This is a genomic window from Stenotrophomonas sp. YJH_SMC_27, from assembly GCF_059369815.1.
In genome coordinates, this window is sequence record NZ_JCAFTA010000012.1 from 1 (window position 1) to 17,191 (window position 17,191).

A 17,191-nucleotide genomic window follows, 5' to 3' on the forward strand; every position below is an offset into this window, starting at 1 on the left:
CTCATCGTCCGAAGGACTGACCTGGATCATCGTCACCTGGTCCGGCCGGCGCATCGGCACCACCATGCTGGCCCGCTTCGACTCAGCAGCGGCCATCGTGGCCAGCACCAACTGCACGAACGGCGAGGCCGCACCGGTTTCACCCAGCCGCGCGAACAGGTCGATGCCTTCCTTTGGATCCAACAGGTCCGGGTTGCCCTTGAGCTCGCGCAGTACTGGCGACAGCGTGGCGATGCCGGTACCGGCCTTGCCGGTGTCAAAGAACACCGAGTTGATGTAGGTTTCGCCGGCGGCCTGTTTCCACCCCTCTACAAGCGCCTCGTGCTGGGCCTGACGTTTGAGAGGCGTGCCCTGCTCATCCGTGAGGCGAGCGACGACCGGGCGATGCAGCTTGGCGAGCGTGGGGAGGGCGTCCCATTGCTTGAAGTGGGCGCGCGTCCAAGGCGTCGGAAAGAACGGTGTCGGTTTGAAGGGCTTCGGCGGGGTTGCCTGCCATCCATTGAATTGCGGCCACCACTCATCGACGTTCACCTCGGTATACGGCGCCCACGGCCGCAGCCATTCCACCCGCTCGCGGCGGGCGACTACCATGGCCGCGTAGGTGGCCAACGGGGTGCTGGCTGTGCGGGGGGCGTCGTATTTCCCGTCTGGCCCGAACGCGTACACTAGAATCGCAGGCATATCGGGGTGACGCTCGAACGTCCGGAAGATGGCCTCGATCACGTCTTCGGGCGTGTTGCTGTAAATCACGTCTGATTGCTTTATCTGCGTCCAATGCAGCCCGGCTGGCATACGTGTTCTGTCAAGATACATGCTGTCCATCTCACGCAGTTCATTGTCTGAGTACGTGTTCCTCAACCAATCATTGGCATCCGTTGCCAATACTCCAACCGATGGGATAGGCCAAGCTTCAACCATGTTCTTCAGGGCGAGTTCCAGCGTGTCTGCCCTCCGCTTAGATAGGACGCCGGCGCCGTTCGCGTGCCGCCAACGTGGCGAGTCTTGGGCTGGCATCGCATTGGCGCTGAAGCTTTCCGCCTGCTTCAACTCATGCCACACATCGCCTTGTCGAAACATCTCTACCGACAGACCGATACCGATGACATCCAGAGTGAGCATGCGCCGATCGTTTTCCATTGCAGGTGCATCCGGTAGTGGGGGCGGCTGGGCGCCGGAAATGGGAGCTTGATTCAATTCCACAAAATCGTTCGGCAATCCAGTGGGGTCATAAACTGGTGGCGGGCGAACGGCTTCCGCGAACGCGGCAGGGTCTACTGGCCACGCCTTTTCCAGGGCACTCTTCTTCTCGCAAGCCTGGAGAAAAAGCGAGAGCAGTATCAGGAGACAGGGCCTCCTCATGCGCCTGCGCCCTGTCGCACGGGCTGGTCTCTCTTTCGATCAGCGGCCGTCTGCGTCCAGACCAGACTTGGAAGGTCGCATCTCGCACACTCGGGCAGAACTCCTGTGTTTCTATACCTGAGCGTTTCATTGATCAGCGGGAAATCGCCAGACTCTGATCTGTAAACTTGAACTGCCTTGTCAACTTCTATTCGGTCGGAAGTCACTGCGATGTCCGCCGGCTTATCCCACGGCGTCCTCCAGTCCGCCACCAGGCACAGATACAGGTAGTACGTCCGGTCATCGATCGTCCTGGCCTGCCCGATCGACAGGTCATAGGCGGTGACCTTCTGGCTGTGCATCGCATTGGCCACGATGCTCGAGTGGAACGACTTACGGTTGTCTTCGCTGTCGGTGGTGTCCATCCAGCGGCGCTTTACTTCTGCCGGCGTCTCTTTCCTGCGGATCTCGACCCGGCCGCCGCCCAGATGGCGTGCATGCACCACCTTTGCCTTGTCCACCGTTGCCTTGCCCTCATTCCATGCGCGTTCGAGGTCAGGCACCGCTTCTGCGGGAATCAAGCCAATGTTTCGCACTGCATGTGTGCCGGTGCTGTGCACAAGCCGCGGGAACATCTCCCAGGGCAACAGCAACCCCTCGTCCTGCGTCATTGCGATGGACGCATCGATCGGTGAAATGGCATCCATATCCCCGCCCAGTTGAGGTGTCACCGGTGGAGTCAGTGCCTCGCCGGTTACACGCACCGTCTGACCTGTGCTGAAGCCGCCCCGGCCGAGCTTATCTTTGGCTCCCATCGTGGTGCCGGTCCAGGTCCACTCGTGCCGATGTTCCAATATGTAGTCATGCGGCGGCAGCCCAATCTTCAGGCCTTGGCCATCGCGGACGCGCTTGGTGAAGCAGCGCTGCTTGAAGCGATCGCCCAGCAGCTCCAGTGCGGGCAGATGCCGTTCAAAGCCGTTCTGCATGAGCCGGGGCTCATGCCTGCTGCGATCCTTCCAGTCCTGCAGTGATTCCGAGGTAACAGTGGCAATTCGATCAGGCACCCCCGCCCAGCCAATGCCCTGTACGGTCTGCAGGGCCACGGTCTGGTCATCCGGACAGAAGTACAGGTACACCTTGCCACGGTTGTCGCGCTCGTTGAACGCGCTGCCACCTTGGCCTACAGAAGCGCGCTGTGCCTGATGCGGTCCCCAGCCGCGGCCCACCACCTTGCCGCGGGGGGCATCGGCCAGTGCGGAAAACGCCGGCGTGGCATGTGCGGTACCCGTCATGAAGCCGATGATGGACTGCAACGTCTTCACTCGCGCTTCGACGGTCTGCTGGTCATTCCCGCTCTCCATGTTGTCGAGCAACGGCTCGCCCAATCCATAGGGCGGGTGGTTCATCACCAGCGTGTCCACGGGACGATCACCGCTGTCCTTGAGTAACGCATTGGCCAGCAGGCTCACCAGGCAGCCCTGGCTGTGCCCGACCACATTGATCGTGTCGTCCGGGTTCCTCTTGCGGATCATGCGCACCAGCATCGCCAGCCGCTGCGCCGCCAGCACCATGTAGTGGCGCGAGCGCGCCTTCAGCAGCGGCCGGGTGGCGGTACCACCCACCGGGTTGCTTGGGACGACCTTGGCGATGCGGCCAGAGAAGCCATCGGCCCACATGTCCGGAATGCAGCTGGTGGCATTGGCGAAGGGACCACCGTTCTTGGCGCTGTCCTTGTCCAGGCGATTGCCATGACGGTCGAGGTACTCGCCGTGGGGCGCATCACGCGTCACGTTGGGCCGCACCTTGCCGGATCTGTCGCGGTGATAGCCCTCTTCTTCCCGAAACCCCCAATAGAACGGAATCACCACGCTGCGCGGCTCCAACGCATCCTGCCCCCTGGGCGGAAACCGCGCCTGGGTGTGCGAACGCCGGAAGTACACCGCATCGGGATCAGGCGCATCCCGATCAGCGCAGTCAGGCACCCGGTAGTACGCACCGCTCAACAGCGATTCCTGGCGCCCGGTACGGTCCAGCCGTTCACTCATTCCCAGGCAGATGCCGGTCTCCTGCTCCACGTAGGCCTCGCCCACGTCATTGACCCCGTGCACGAGGATGACGATGGCCGGCTTGGGCATCGGCAGGATCACCTTCTGCAGGGTGCCGGCCGGCTGCGTTATCACCCTGCCGGTGGCAATGCAGCGCTCAGTGGTCGGGCGGGTCATCGAGTACCTCCAGGTGTGCGATGCTCATCGCATCTTTCTCAAGTAGTTCGGTCATGCCGAGGGCGTCGCTGATTCCCTCCAGCACGCTTCCGTCGGCCAACGTCATCCGGTAGCGCTGCTGCGCTGCCGGTGTTTCGCCGTCTGCCTGGCGTAGCGCAAAACGGCCGGACGTGTCGATCTGGCCCAGCGCCTCAAACGCACTTTCAGCCGGTGCGGCGGCGTCGATCTCTACATCGGCGTGGATCTTCAGCGCCGAACCGTAGACTTCCAGCTGGCCATCGGCGTGCAGAACCAGAGCGCTCTGGCCACATCCCAGCACGATCTTCTTCTGCGCCGACTGGATGATCTGCTCGCCGGCCTGCAGCTGCAGGTTCCTTTCGGCCTGCTGGACGACGTTGCCGTGCTGTGCCTGGATGCGTATGTCGTCACGGTGAGCGATGTAGCTCAGGCCGCCGTCGATGGCGAACTCACTGACACCCTTGCCAGCGGTTCGATGCAGTACCCCGCCAGCCGCCATTCGCTGGTCACGTTCCGAGGCAATCTCCACGCGCTCGGACGCGACCAGCAGCATCGTCTGTGGCGTCGCCATGACGATGCCGTCCGGCGCATTGATGGCGACCACCGGATTGCCGGCCTCATCACGCTTCCGGTCATTGGCTCCACCGCCCATCTGTGTAATGGCTGCAACCAGGGCGTCACGCGGTCCGTCCACGTCGGGCAGTGCGTGATGCGCCGCGGCGGTGTCACCCAACGACTTCAGGAGGCCGGACAGTGCCTGAACGCATTCGACCAGCTCGCGATGATCCAGCTGACCGCCTGTGGCCTGACTGCGCCCATAAGCGGTAAGCAACAGCCCATGGGCGGCACGCAGCGCACCATTGGCATCGGTGCGCAGCTCAAAACCCTCACCACGTGGTTCGCCCGTACCGTCGGTGGCACGCGGGTGAGTCAGGTAGCCCAGGTTGAGCGCGGTTGCCGCGTGGGTACTTCGCAGCTGTGCCTTCAACTCCCCATGAGTGTCGTCGAGCAGCAGTTCATTGTGACCACGCCCATGGTGCTCCTGGCTCTTGAGCGTCACCAGGCTCTTCAGGGCCGGCAGCGCATATGGCGGCGGATTGGCAGCGTGATAGCTGCGGCCGGTCACGATGGGTTGATCAGGGTCCCCGTCCAGGAAACTGACCATGACCTCGTGCCCCACACGCGGGATCTGCATCGCGCCATAGCCGGGGCCGGCCCATGTCTGGCTGACCCGTATCCAGCAGGTGCTGTCCTGCTTCGGTCCCTCGCGGTCCCATGGGAACCACACCATCACCCGACCAAACTCATCGGTGTAGATCTGCTCTCCCTCGGGCCCGACCACGTGGGCGATCTGTGGCCCATCCATGACCGGGGCGGCGCGCAACGGCGCTTGCCAGTCGACATCGGCAGGAACCACCGTGCCTTCATACCGATAGCTACTGCCTTGTTCAGCGGACGCGCTTTCTTCCTCCTGCGCACTGGATTGTTCACCCTGATGGACCAGCGCCACCACCCGCCAATCGCGGTTCAGCCGTGATGACGGGTGGCCGTTCAGCTCGAACGCCAGCCCCGGCCACAGGCGCGCATCGTCGCCCTGGATGCTGGCTTGGTCGGTGCCCGAGCGCAGCGCCGCCAGGCGCAAGCGTGCGCACGCCCTGCCAGTCGCATCGGCCTTGTAGCGACCGGGCGCATCATAGTGCTCGTACTCGCCGATGCCATCACGGGCGTCAGCCCCGTGCTGGAGATCCCGGTTGGGCAGGCGGAAGGTGTAGTCACGCAGGGTGGCCCGCGTGCTGGCCATGCGACGCTGGTGGGTGAATCGCCATAGTCCAGGCTCGCCGGCATCACCACCGGGCACGGCGTGGTACATCACCGTACCGGGGCGTGATCCTCCTCCGGGCAGTTCGGGGCAGGCCAGCGTGGTATCGATCAGCCTCAGCTCGGACTGCTCACCCGGGTCAAAGTAGAAGACAAAGCCCTCTTCAGCTGCCACGCGCTGCATGAAGTCGAAGTCCGACTCGCGATGCTGCACGCAATACTCACGCAGCGGGTGCGGATGGGCCGCAGCAAACTCAGCCAGAATGCCCTGCTCGTCCAGAACGATCTTGAGAATCTCGGGAATGCTGCGGCGCTGGAAGATGCGGCTGTTGCGCCTCAATGCCAACCGATGCAAGGCGGGCTCGACGATCGCGCGATAGCGCGTGCGTCGGAAACCACGTTCCCCCTGCTCGATCCCGGTGACGATGCCATCCACGCAACGGATGACATCACTGCCGCGGCAGAGGGTGAATCGCACCACCTCGCCCAACAGCAGCCCGAGGTCCGGCGATGCCTCGGCCGTGGACAGTTCAACCTCAAGGCGGAACGGTTCGCTGAGTGCCTCGACCAATGTGAACCGGACCACGTCAAAGGCGGGGCCGTTGGCGAGGGCGAAATCAAATCGGATGTCGGATTGTGTGGCCACTGCTCTTTCTCCAGGTCCGGCAGGCCATATCAGCCCAGGGTCACGGCATTGGCACCCTCGCCAAGCGTTCCACCGTGGTCGGTGCTGTCGCCGACCCAGGCTACCTGCGCTCCACCACAGCTCACGCGCTGGCTGCCACTGACGATGACGGCGCCACAGGCCATCCGGTCACCCACACACGCCACGCAGCGCCCCTGTACGCTGAAGCCGGACGCGCCGGATATCACCTCGGTCGCGCCATGGAGCGGGCAGTCGAACCGATGCCCAACCAGAATGATGGATGCCATGCGTCGCTCTGCACTTGGATGAAGGAAATGAACGAAGCGGGCGCGTTGTATCCACGCCCGCCCGTTGCAACTGCGGAGTCAGGATTCCAGTGGTGCGCGCCAGTCGTCAGAGCCCGAGGTGCCGGCGACGGTGTGTTCCCAGGTGATCTTCCGATACGCGAGGCTGACTTCGATCAGCTGGGTGAAGTCGGACTTGTCCGGATCCTGTGCGTGTGGAAGCTGCGTGTTGATGTCCACGATGGTGGCGTCCTCCAGCAGCGTACTGAAGAAGTGCTCCTGGCGTCCATCGATGGACGTCCGGAACCACTTCAACTCTACCGTCGGCAGCATCTCGCCAGACGCCAGCGCGTTGTACATCAGCGGCACCGCCTTGTTCAGCGCGCAGGTGAACTTCAACGGACGGTGTACACGCTGGCCTGCCGGCTGACCTGACTGCGGGTCCGTCGGCACAGTCACCACATGGCTGATCTGCTGGACAAGAACCTCATCCTCGTGGCCTTCCACGAACACGTTGCCAACCGAGTCGGCGGTGAATGCTCCCTGGGTAATGTTGCCTTGGGTCTTGCCCTGCATGGAGATATAGGCGGGAGTTGGCATTGCGGAACATCCTCTCTGTTGTCGAAACGAAGTGCCGGGTTCCCTCCGGCGGGGGCCAACATGGCTCGCGGTGCATACCAAGTTCCGTGCCAACTTCTTCAGCCCCTGTGCCGCAACGACTTCTTGGAAAATTGAGGCCGCTCAGTGCGTAACTGGGGCGATGAGTGCGCAAGTAGATGCGCACGCGAACTCAACCCTCGCGATTGGAAGGACTTTTCTGCGCTTCCAATTGCGCAGGCTGCGCAATAACTTGCGTCTTCGTCCCCTGCAACGGTTCGGTGGGCAGGGCTTTCGGGCGCAGTGAACGCGGCAGCTTGAACGCATTGAACACCTGCTGCGTGAACGGGTTTCCCGTCCTGTCCGATGTGATGCGATAGCGCACCGCGCCCGTTCCCGCACTGAAACTCAGATCCACGCTGCTGAGCGTGCTGCCGTTCAACTGGGCTTGGCTCAGCAGGCGGAACCAGGCCCAGGGACCTTGGTATCGCATCACGCGCGTCTGCCCCGCCGGGCCCACCAGGGTCAACCGGCTCTCCACACCCTCGCGCAGGGCGTTGGGCCAGATCAGCCCCGTCACGGTACGCGGGCCGTGCGCATAGGAAATCAGCTGTCCGTCAACATTCAGCACGCTGTTGAGGTGAGTCGCCGACAGTGCCAGGGGCTGTACGTTGAACTGGACGCCCAACCCACCGCGCTCGTTGAAGAACGCTTGACGGATACGCTGTGCGTGTTCGATCTGCGGTCCAAGTTCAGGCGTGATCAGAGCCTCTCCAGCCGACGCCGTGACCAGCGCTGCGCTGTCGCGGGACAACAGGGGCGTCAGGTAGCTGTCCTGGAATACCTGCAGTCTCCCCTTTGGACCAAAGAAGGCCTCGAAGTCAACCAGATCGATGTTCTGTGCGCTGGCAGGTTCCAGTGGGTAGCGTCCTGCCAGCCGCTGCCGATAGAAGCTATGCACGTCCTCTTCCCAGCGCTTTTCCAACTCCAGCACGGCTTCCAGCGCAAGTGTCCGTTCGCTTTCGTCCGCCAGCGCTGCGACGTGCCGGTTGAGAGGCTCAGGCAAGCCTGTAGCCATCTGCCTGACCAGGAAGATCGGGTCCACACCCTCACGACGGGTCCGGCCGCTCAACGCGTCCAGTGCAGCCTCGCCTCGGTCAGCGCTGATCTGGATGCCCCTCATGTAGTCATGCAGGCCGCTGATCGCCCGCTGGATTTCGGCGATACTCTCCGTCTGTCGCTCTGCCGCGCCGAGTAGTTGCGTCAATGCGGAGAATTCACGCTCGATACGCCGGACCATAGGCGCATCTTCTTCTGCTGCGGCGGCGGCACGTGCAGCGCTTGTATCCAGCACCCCCGGCTGGGCATCAAGGTGCGAGTTCCGGGCCACTGATTCGACGAGCCGGCGCAATGGCTGGGCCGGTCCGACAACCTGCCCCAGTACCAGCACGGCATGGTCCAGGTCCTGGAATTCATTGACCTTCAGGCTGTTCAGGCCTTTGCGCCAACTGGCGATGTAGTCATCCGCATACAGCTCACGTATCTGCGCCGCTAAACGCCTGCGGTCCTCTTCCGAATAGTGCGACTGCGCGCGATAGCCGAGCGTCCACTGGTCGGTGAGCGCCAGCACCTCCACCGCCTTGCTCCGCCGCAGGAAGTAACCGTTGAATCCCTCAACCGTCAGGAGCGGATTGATATGGGCGTCCGATCCGCTGAGCGCCAAGGCCGCTGCGGAAGGCTTGTAGAGGACGTCCACGACGGGGCCGATATCCGCCCGGAGATCCAGCGGTGCCGGCAGCGTGTCCAGCGCTTCGCGCTTCATACCCGCGAACACCCGTTGCGGAAGTGGAATCTGCCGCAGCTCGGCCTGCAACTCCTTCACGCTACGCGGTTGCGACGGCAGGCGTGCGTCCACGTAGGTCAACGCGTAGCGCAGATGGGTCATCAGGCGACTCTGGGTTTCTGCGTCGCCGGGAAACGCCTGCTGCCACGCACCTGCCATCCACGACTCGACGTACTCGGGCTTGCGGTTGCCGCGGTCCTCGATCATCCGGTAGACACGCAGTGCCGAAAGGCTGCGGTCGCTGCCAGGAGGAGCATCGTCCAACCCCGCGACAACGCCCTCGGCCAACTGCGGCAGGAATTGCTGGCCCAGCAACTGCATGTACGCCGCATCGACCTTGGGGCCGATGTCGTGCCCCTGGTAGAGACCGAAGCCAGCCACATGCGGCCATGACGTCCGATAGTCCTCGTACACCGAAACCGCATCCCGTATCTGGTCAAGCGCGGGAAGCAGGCTGCGTCCGGACGTGTCCTGGTCCCTCTCGATGCCGGTGGCATTGAACGACCGACTCTTGTCCAGCACTGCATAGATCTTCTGCCGGTTCTGCTGGAAGTGATAATGCCAGGCCCCCACGGCCCCCAGAGTGACCAGCAGCGCGCAGGCAGCGTTGATCCAAAGGGCTCGCTTCTTCCTTTCCAGAACGCGGATGTTGTCCCCGGCGAGACCCGCTTCTGGATAGATCATCTTCTGGAACAGCCGGTGCGTGAAATAGCTGCTCGCCCTTCCTGGCGGCAAGGCACACCCATCGGGCAAAGGCAGGCCGTATGTTCGTCCAACGGCATTCCCCAGGGCGTTGGCGGGGATGCCCTGCTGGAAGACGGAGGCAAAGTACATTCCGCGAACCAGTGCCGGCGTTGAATAGCGGTCGCTTTCCAGAATTTCCGACAGGAACATGAACAGCAAGGGTTTCAGACCGGACACCTGCCGGGAGAAGACATACAGATCCTCGCGCTCCGCCTCGGCCGATCGTTCGACCATGGCATCGAAGATCTGCTCGTTCAGGCGCTCGACGAAACTGTCATATTGCTGGCTCAGCTCCTGAAGCCAAGCATCGAAGTCATCGACAGAGCTCAACGTGCAGGTGAAACCCAGGCTGGCCTCCCGCGCGTCACTCGGCAGCCCCGCAAAGAAGGTGTCAAAGCCGCGGACCATGTCGAACTTGCTGAGCACGATGTAGACCGGAAGACGGGTACCCAGCTCCTCCATCAGCTCGCGCAGGCGGCTGCGTATCAGCAGGGCCAGCGCCTTGCGGTCGCTGGGCTGCTGCACCAGCAGCAAGGACAGGTCGACCATCAGGATCGCCCCATTGAGGGGCCGTCTTGGCCGGTTCTTTCCAAGCCAGGCAACAAAGTGCCGCCATAGCCGCGGTGCGACACCTGGATGTTCCTGCATGAACGCATGAACCCGTTCCCGCTCGGCGACGCTCTCAGGACCCGGCAGGTCCCCCACCGACTGGTACTGCTTCTGGCATATCAGCTCACCGGCCGGGTCGATCACGACGGCGTCGTTGCTTATCCACCAATCAATGGCAAGCACGGGCGAATCGGGAGCAGAGTTCTCGGCAGCGGCCCGCTCGACGCCGCTCAGCGAGAAGCTCTGGCTGCTGCGGTTGATGAAGCTGGTCTTGCCTGAGCCCTCCTGCCCGATGACCACATACCACGGCAACGCATAGAGGTAGTTCCGGCGTCGCAGATTGCGCCGCAGCAGCTGGAGGGCTCCATCCAGAGATCGTTGTTGGGCGTCTTCAGCTGCCTGCAGTGGGTCCTGTTGTGCAGCAACCTGCCGCAGCTGCTCATCCCGTAGCCTGTGATAACGGAAGCGCATGACGGCGCCCCAGATGGCGAGCGGCACCACGACCAGAATCAGGCTCAGCGCAAGACGTATGGGCAATGGCGCCAAGGGGGCTTGCCCCTTCCACGTCCAACCAGGCCCCAGCCACCACAGACACACCAGGAGCGCCACGACAGCGAAGAGAGCGACGGGTAGCCACACGCGCCTGCCCAACACCCCGATCCTCCGCGCAAGGGAGTTCGCCCGGCCAAACCCGCTCAGTTTCAACGACATAGCACTCGCTCCCGCAGCCTTCCGTTCATTGACCCGCCTCGCTTCTTCCACTTCGTGCCGTGACATGGCTGAAGAGATCGGGCTCCCATTCATTTGCAGCATGGCTGGACATGGTTAGCGCGACGCCGGCGTACAGATCCTGTGCAAGCGATGCCAATCCCCGTGCATGGAACAGATCTGCCGCCGCCGCACTGCTATAGGCACGCTCTCTCAGGGTCTTCTGCCCGCGCTGCCGTGCCTGCAGGCCCAGCAGAATCGATTCCATGCTCTGCCCATCCTGCTGCTGGTCCAGAAGCTCGGCATGCATGCGTGCGAGCGTCACGGCCTTGCCGGCCGCTCCACACCGATCACCGTCGTCGTCGCCGCTGATCCATCCCAGCGTCTCGGCGTCGATGAAAGGACTTCCGTCGCTGAAGAGAAGATCGCGCAGCATTGGCAGTCGCTGCGCAAAGCGTCCGACAGCCGACCGGATGACAACAGCTACCATGGGCATCTCAAGCCGCTGCGCGATGGAGGCTGAGAGGAAGCTACCCCGCAGCCAATAAGGGCAGGACGCCACGCTCCGCTCAATGCGCATCAGCAGAGCAGGACTGCAGGGGCCTCCCATCAGCGCATCCTGGTACTCCATAGAGATGTCGGCGGGCACGTTCATCATCTCTGTCCGACCGTCCGCCCTGGCCGGCGGCGTCCCATGGATTCCGGCCCAGAGCGCGCGGCGCCTCAACAGATATCCCGTGGGATCAAAGCCATCCTGCTGATTGATGTGGTCAGCCAACTTCAGGCACGCAGCACGAATCTCCCGCTCGCTGCCAAGTGGAAGCTCACGTGATTCGGAGAAAAATTCCTTTCCCAGCGCATCACGCATAGGCTGCGGCGATGCCGAGCGCGTCGGCCGTGGCGGCTGGAAGGGTGCGCGCTCGGCATGCTCAATCGCCCGCCCAAGTGCGGGGATCAGCACTTCGGCCACCGATGCATCAATTGCATGGCGATGCTCGGCCCGCTCCAGCGCAGCCACGGCTTCCGTGGCCTGGGTCGCGCCCGCGCTGCTGTGACTGTCCGGCTGCAGATGCTTCAGCGACTGCAGCAGGCGCTGGCCCAACGCTGCATAGAGCTTCTTCCTGGCCGGCAGTCCCGCAGGGCCAGGTTGGGGAAATACTGATGTCCAGTGCAGTTCGGTCATTCCCGCCAACAGCTGGATGGACCGGATCCATCCCTGCCATTGCTGATGTCTAAGCCAGGCATTCATCAGATGACCAACGATACGCAAGTGCTTGCAGCGCAACTGCAGGTAATGAGTCGCGCTGGACTCGACGAAGGACCAGTCCAGCGTCGCCGCGTGGAGCCCTCCGAGCTTCACCATCTCCAGATCGATGGAGAGGTACAGCTCATCCTCGGCATCGAATGCGCCAGCCGGTGACGCACCGGCGATCGGAGCCAGCAGGGACTCAATGACGTCATCCATCTCTGTCACCATCGGCATGCCCGCCGCTGCTCAGTGATCATTGACGGCAACCCGGTGGCATCGAACCGCAACCCATCGATCTGTGCGACGTCACTGCTGACGTGCAGTTCCCTGAAGGCCCCCAGCCGACGTATCACCTCGATCGCCGCCAGACCGCGCCCGGCGTCTACCAGCACGCCGTCACCCAGCACCTGCCAGGCCTGCGCGCCTGCTACGGTGCTGCCATCCGCACTGATCTCCACTCGTATCTGGTGCTGGGGCAACGGCGGGTGGACCACCAGTTGCAAGCGGCTGATGTTGTCGATGCAGCTGATCGTGAACAGGGATCTCGGCGCCGGCTGATTCAAGGCGGGCGCCGAGATCAGCACATCTCGCTGGCCAGGACGCACTTCATCAATAGACATGCGGAAGCGGCTGTCGCCTCTCACACGAGTGCGCTCGAAGCGGGCAAGCTGATGGATGAATGGACTCACCCTTAACGGCGCAGCGGGTCTCGCCTCCTTCACCGCTGGCAGTCCAGGCCGAACCTGGGCATCGAAGCAGGCCAGGCGCTCCATTGGAGGGGACAGGGCGGCGCAGTTCATCAGCCCTGGGTCAGCCTTCGCTGGTCCAGCCCACGTAGAGCCACTGATCGCCATGCTCATGACGAATACCACGACGATCTTCGATTGAAGGTGAACACGGATGGCGCTCATGGCTCATCCCCCAATCCAAGGCGTTTGCATTTGTAAAGCAGTGTTCTCCGCGCGATATCCAGGCTGCGTGCCGTTCGCGCGCGTGATCCATTGAAGTGGCGAAGCCGACTGGAAATAATTCCCCGCTCAAATTGATCACGGGCCTCACTCAAGCTCAACGAGTGGTCGGGCGGCAAAGCTCCAACCATCGTCTCCGTTGGCATCGCTGGTGGGCAGATGGGCGGCTTCTGCAACAGCGACTCCACCACTGCCGCATCAATTCCGTGACAGGTTGCCCGCTCGGCGGCCACCTCTACCAGGGTGGCGAGCTCACGGATGTTCCCAGGGTAGTCATGCTGTTGCAGGCGACGAATGGCACATTCGGATACATGGATGGCCGACCTGCCGCTGTCGCCGGCAAGTCGTGCCAGGATACGGGTAACCAGCAGTGGAATATCCGTACGGCGCTCACGCAGAGGTGGAACTACCAAGGTGAGTTGCCGTATACGGAAGTAGAGATCCTGGCGGAAGCGACCTTCACGGACGCTCTCAAGCAACGGCCGATGTGTGGCACAGACGAGGCGGAAATCTGATGCCCTCTCGCGCACCGCGCCCAGCGGTCGGTATGTCTTCTCATTCAGAACCCGCAGCAGCGTTCCCTGCAATGCCAAGGGCATGTCGCCAATCTCGTCCAGGAACAGCGTGCCGCCATCGGCGGCCGCGACCAGGCCGGGACGGTCCGAGGTGGCACCGGTATAGGCGCCCTTGACCGCACCAAATAGTTCTGCGGCGATGAGTTCTGGTGCGATGGCAGCACAGTTCAACGGAACAAACGCTCCGTCCCGGCGGCCAGATGCCCGATGTATCAATGACGCGGCGTGATCCTTGCCCGTTCCGGTTTCACCGGTAATCAGCACTGCCATTCGCGAATCAGCAGCAGCGAGCACTTCGGCACGCAGACGACGAGCGGGTACACTCTGACCCACCAGGTTGCTCCGGATCAGCTCGGCCCCTTCTTTCATAGACTCACTGCTGGTGGCAGGTACCCGGTCGATGCGTAGTCCTGCGTTCGCCTGCGCGAGCGCGTGCTGCAGTACGCCAACCAAGGCAGCCCATTCGGGGCTACGCTGGAACCGCCGCAGCATCTCTGCGGGTCCCGCCAGCAGCAGCACTGCGATCGCCCTGGATACGGCAACATCCAGCACGGGTATGGCCAGCAAACCGGGCCCGGATTTCATCGCGGCAGTCAGGGCCTGCACGGATGCCTGGCTGGCCGACGAAGCGGATGCCAGGCAAGGCCCCCGCTGCACAAGGCAGTAAACGGCCGGATGTTCAATATCAGCCATGCCGATCACGGGCAGCGCCCGCACGGGTACATTCAGGCCCGCCACCGGGTACAGCGATTGTGCAGCGTCATCAATCCGATAGCAGGCCAATGCCGCGGCTGGCGCAACGGGCAGCCGATCGACCGCCGCCATCCAGGCGCACGCCACATCATTTGCATCCTTGCCGCGCAGCGTTGCCTGTGCCACCTGCAATGCCTGCAGTGCCGTCATCGCTGACTGCGTGGCCCGGCTCATTGAAGCTCTGCCACAAATGCCTGGCCCTGCAGGTCCAGCGTTGCCTGCTGGAAAGGCAGCGCTGTTGCCATCCGCTGAAGCACGGCCAGCGATAGCGGTGGCAGCACTTCGCCATCGATGCTCGCATCCAGCATCCTGGCGCCGTCGGGATTCGACACGCAACGCTCCCTGAGCGCGCTCCGTACCCGATCAGTCATATGCAGCGGCGCGCCATACCTGCGTTCGAAGCGGGCGCAGACTTCTTCAAGGCGTCGCTCGACAATCTCGACCAGAACACCGTTACTCAGCGGCTGATAACGAACGACGTGCATTCGAGCCAATAGCGCCGGCTTGAAGAATGAACGAAGACCCGCCTTCAGGCCGGGCTCGTCAATCTCTCCGTTCTGCGTCTCGTGCGTGTCGAAGCAGAGGTTTGACGTAAGCATGAACAGGACGTTGCTGCAGTCGACGTTATTCCCTTCGCCGTCTGAAATCTCTCCGCGATCGAACGCCTGATAGAAGATGTTGAGCACCTCCGGGTGTGCCTTTTCTACTTCATCGAGCAGCACGATCGAATACGGCTTCTGGCGGATGGCATCCGTCAGAACTCCGCCCTCTCCAAATCCAACGTAGCCTGGCGGAGCGCCCAGGAGCCGCGAAACGGTGTGCTTCTCCTGATACTCGGACATGTTGATGGAGGTCAGGAACTGCTTTCCGCCGAAAAGATGATCGGCAATCCGCAACGCAGTCTCCGTTTTCCCAACACCGCTGGGCCCAACCAGGAGGAAAGCCCCCAGAGGCCGGCCGGGCCGACGCAGATCCGCCATTGCTGTGAGAAGGTGCCGGTGGATCAGCTCTACGGCGCGATCCTGCCCTCTAACCGTGGACGTGATGGCATTCTGAAGACCCGCCAGCCGCTCGGTCTGATCGGCACTGAGCGTAGCCACGGGCACGCCCGTCCAGGAGGCGATCACCCTCGCGATCTGCCCAGCATCTACGTCCGCGTGCACGAGCGGGCCGTCTCTGTGAAGGAGTCCAAGGGCGGCTACATGCTCTGGTAGTTCATCACGCACCTGATGATCTTCACCGGCGCGCGCGCCTTGGATGCGCTCGACGGCCTCCTGCTGCCTGCGATAGCGCGCGTGAAGATCGCAACGTTCCTGCCCAAGTGTAGTGGCCTGGGCCTCAAGTGCGACCAGCCGTTCGGGATCGATTCGTCTGCCCTCGGCCTGGTCACGGATCAGCGCCTGATGCTCCACTTCCAACTGTCGGATGGACGACTCAACAGCCGCGATCTCTCGTGGCTGGCAATTTCGAGCCGCAGCGAGTCGGGCACAGGCGGTATCCAGAACATCGATCGCCTTGTCGGGAAGCTGCCGGCCAGGCAGATACCGCGCGGAGAGGGATACCGCTGCCTGCAATGCCGCGTCACTGATCTGGACCCTGTGCGACTGCTCATAGAACTCGCGCACGCTACGCAGCATGTGCACGGCCCGTTCGATGGTGGGCTCGGAAATCCGGACAAGCTGGAACCGGCGCGATAGCGCCGGATCGCGCTCGAAGTATCGCCGGTACTCGGACCAGGTGGTCGCGGCAATCGTACGAAGCTCACCGCGCGCCAACGCAGGCTTGAGCAGATTGGCCGCATCGCTGCTACCCGCCGCGGCACCTGCGCCAATCAATGTGTGGGCTTCATCAATAAACAGAATGATCCGCGGTGCAGAGGAACGCACCTCGTCGATAATGCCCTTCAGCCGCCTCTCGAACTCCCCCTTGATCGAAGCCCCGGCCTGCAGGGCGCCCATATCCAGGCTCCATATTTCGACCGATTGCAGTGCTTCAGGGACCAGGCCCTTGACGATCCGCAGTGCCAGACCCTCGATGACGGCGCTCTTGCCGACGCCCGCATCCCCCACCGCAATGGGGTTGTTCTTCCGGCGACGCAGAAGGATGTCGATCATCAGGTCAATCTCCTCGTCCCGACCTGAAACCGGATCTATCCGTCCCTCCCGCGCGGAATGGGTCACGCTGGTCGCGTACTTGAACAGGGAGGAATCCCCGCCGGAGGGATGCGCCGACACGCAGTCGGACTGCGCGCCTATCGGCAACGCCGCCTCGCTGGACGTGGACACAGCGCGGGCAAATTCCTTGCGCAATGCCTCACGGTTGATCGGGTGCAGAACCGCCGCTGTCGCCGAACAGAGATAGCGATCGGGGACCAGCAACGCAGCCAGCAGGATAGCGCCGGTTCGGACCTCTTGCTGGCCCAGCTCGAGCGTGGCCAATGTCCATGCGTGCTGCAGCAACTCCAGCAGCAGCGGACAGAATGTGGGAGGAGCGGAAGGCACCGTGTCCACCTGCGCGGGAAACGATTGGAGCAGTTGCTGCCGAAGCCGCTCGACCTCGATCCCGCTCAGCCCGAGAATCCGGCCGCAGTCGCCCAAAGGGTCTTCCAGACAGCAGAAGAGCAGATGCCTGGCAGTCACCTCGCGCTCTCCCCGCTGTACGGAAAGATTCGCAGCGCTCTCCAGGGCAGACCGGGCTGCATTGTTCAAGCCGGCAATGAGGGCAGACAGTTCAATACGGATCATGGCTTTGTGCTTCCATTACTCATGCAGCGGCCCGCGGCCCTTGGGGGCCTTGCGATGAAAAGTTGAGATAAGCGC

Annotated in this window: 10 protein-coding genes; all 10 read right to left on the bottom strand. The window is 62.7% G+C overall.

The features are described 5' to 3' along the window. The coding region (locus tag AC5P7R_RS16615; protein WP_495214047.1) for a type VI lipase adapter Tla3 domain-containing protein at positions 1-1,119 on the bottom strand (1,119 nt) is incomplete at its 3' end. A 236-nt stretch (positions 1,120-1,355) separates the two neighbouring features. Then, positions 1,356-3,560 (bottom strand): T6SS effector phospholipase Tle3 domain-containing protein, encoded by a 2,205-nt coding sequence (locus AC5P7R_RS16620; protein ID WP_495214048.1) that lies wholly within the window; start codon positions 3,558-3,560, stop codon positions 1,356-1,358. Continuing rightward, entirely contained in the window at positions 3,541-6,042 is a 2,502-nt protein-coding gene (locus tag AC5P7R_RS16625; protein ID WP_495214050.1) for a type VI secretion system Vgr family protein, read from the bottom strand. The genes AC5P7R_RS16620 and AC5P7R_RS16625 overlap by 20 nt, the downstream gene beginning before the upstream one ends. Positions 6,043-6,071: 29 nt before the next feature. After that, positions 6,072-6,329 carry a PAAR domain-containing protein gene (locus AC5P7R_RS16630; protein WP_180876983.1) on the bottom strand — a complete coding sequence of 86 codons (258 nt, stop codon included), beginning with the start codon at positions 6,327-6,329 and terminating at the stop codon, positions 6,072-6,074. Positions 6,330-6,407: 78 nt separating this feature from the next. After that, on the bottom strand, positions 6,408-6,926 hold the full coding sequence (locus tag AC5P7R_RS16635) for an Hcp family type VI secretion system effector (RefSeq protein ID WP_180876981.1): 519 nt from the start codon (positions 6,924-6,926) through the stop codon (positions 6,408-6,410). Positions 6,927-7,116: 190 nt separating this feature from the next. Beyond that, complete coding sequence (gene tssM, locus AC5P7R_RS16640; protein WP_495214051.1) at positions 7,117-10,830, bottom strand: type VI secretion system membrane subunit TssM; 3,714 nt, start codon at positions 10,828-10,830, stop codon at positions 7,117-7,119. 25 nt (positions 10,831-10,855) lie between these two features. Further along, on the bottom strand, positions 10,856-12,292 hold the full coding sequence (gene tssA, locus AC5P7R_RS16645; RefSeq protein WP_180876977.1) for a type VI secretion system protein TssA: 1,437 nt from the start codon (positions 12,290-12,292) through the stop codon (positions 10,856-10,858). Positions 12,293-12,297: 5 nt separating this feature from the next. Then, complete coding sequence (gene vasI / locus AC5P7R_RS16650) at positions 12,298-12,987, bottom strand: type VI secretion system-associated protein VasI (protein ID WP_495214052.1); 690 nt, start codon at positions 12,985-12,987, stop codon at positions 12,298-12,300. Next, entirely contained in the window at positions 12,984-14,522 is a 1,539-nt protein-coding gene (locus AC5P7R_RS16655; RefSeq protein ID WP_495214053.1) for a sigma-54 interaction domain-containing protein, read from the bottom strand. Before AC5P7R_RS16655 ends, vasI begins: the two co-directional genes overlap by 4 nt. 20 nt (positions 14,523-14,542) lie before the next feature. Then, positions 14,543-17,116: a type VI secretion system ATPase TssH gene (gene tssH / locus AC5P7R_RS16660; RefSeq protein WP_495214054.1), complete on the bottom strand. Its 2,574-nt coding sequence runs from the start codon at positions 17,114-17,116 to the stop codon at positions 14,543-14,545. Positions 17,117-17,191 lie beyond the last annotated feature (75 nt).

Bases quoted from the DNA above. Each gene is read 5' to 3' on its own strand.
- AC5P7R_RS16620 (WP_495214048.1), bottom strand. From the start codon at position 3,560: ATGACCCGCCCGACCACTGAGCGCTGCATTGCCACCGGCAGGGTGATA.
- AC5P7R_RS16630 (WP_180876983.1), bottom strand. From the start codon at position 6,329: ATGGCATCCATCATTCTGGTTGGGCATCGGTTCGACTGCCCGCTCCAT.
- AC5P7R_RS16635 (WP_180876981.1), bottom strand. From the start codon at position 6,926: ATGCCAACTCCCGCCTATATCTCCATGCAGGGCAAGACCCAAGGCAAC.
- tssM (WP_495214051.1), bottom strand. From the start codon at position 10,830: ATGTCGTTGAAACTGAGCGGGTTTGGCCGGGCGAACTCCCTTGCGCGG.
- tssA (WP_180876977.1), bottom strand. From the start codon at position 12,292: ATGGATGACGTCATTGAGTCCCTGCTGGCTCCGATCGCCGGTGCGTCA.
- vasI (WP_495214052.1), bottom strand. From the start codon at position 12,987: ATGAGCGCCATCCGTGTTCACCTTCAATCGAAGATCGTCGTGGTATTC.
- AC5P7R_RS16655 (WP_495214053.1), bottom strand. From the start codon at position 14,522: ATGACGGCACTGCAGGCATTGCAGGTGGCACAGGCAACGCTGCGCGGC.
- tssH (WP_495214054.1), bottom strand. From the start codon at position 17,116: ATGATCCGTATTGAACTGTCTGCCCTCATTGCCGGCTTGAACAATGCA.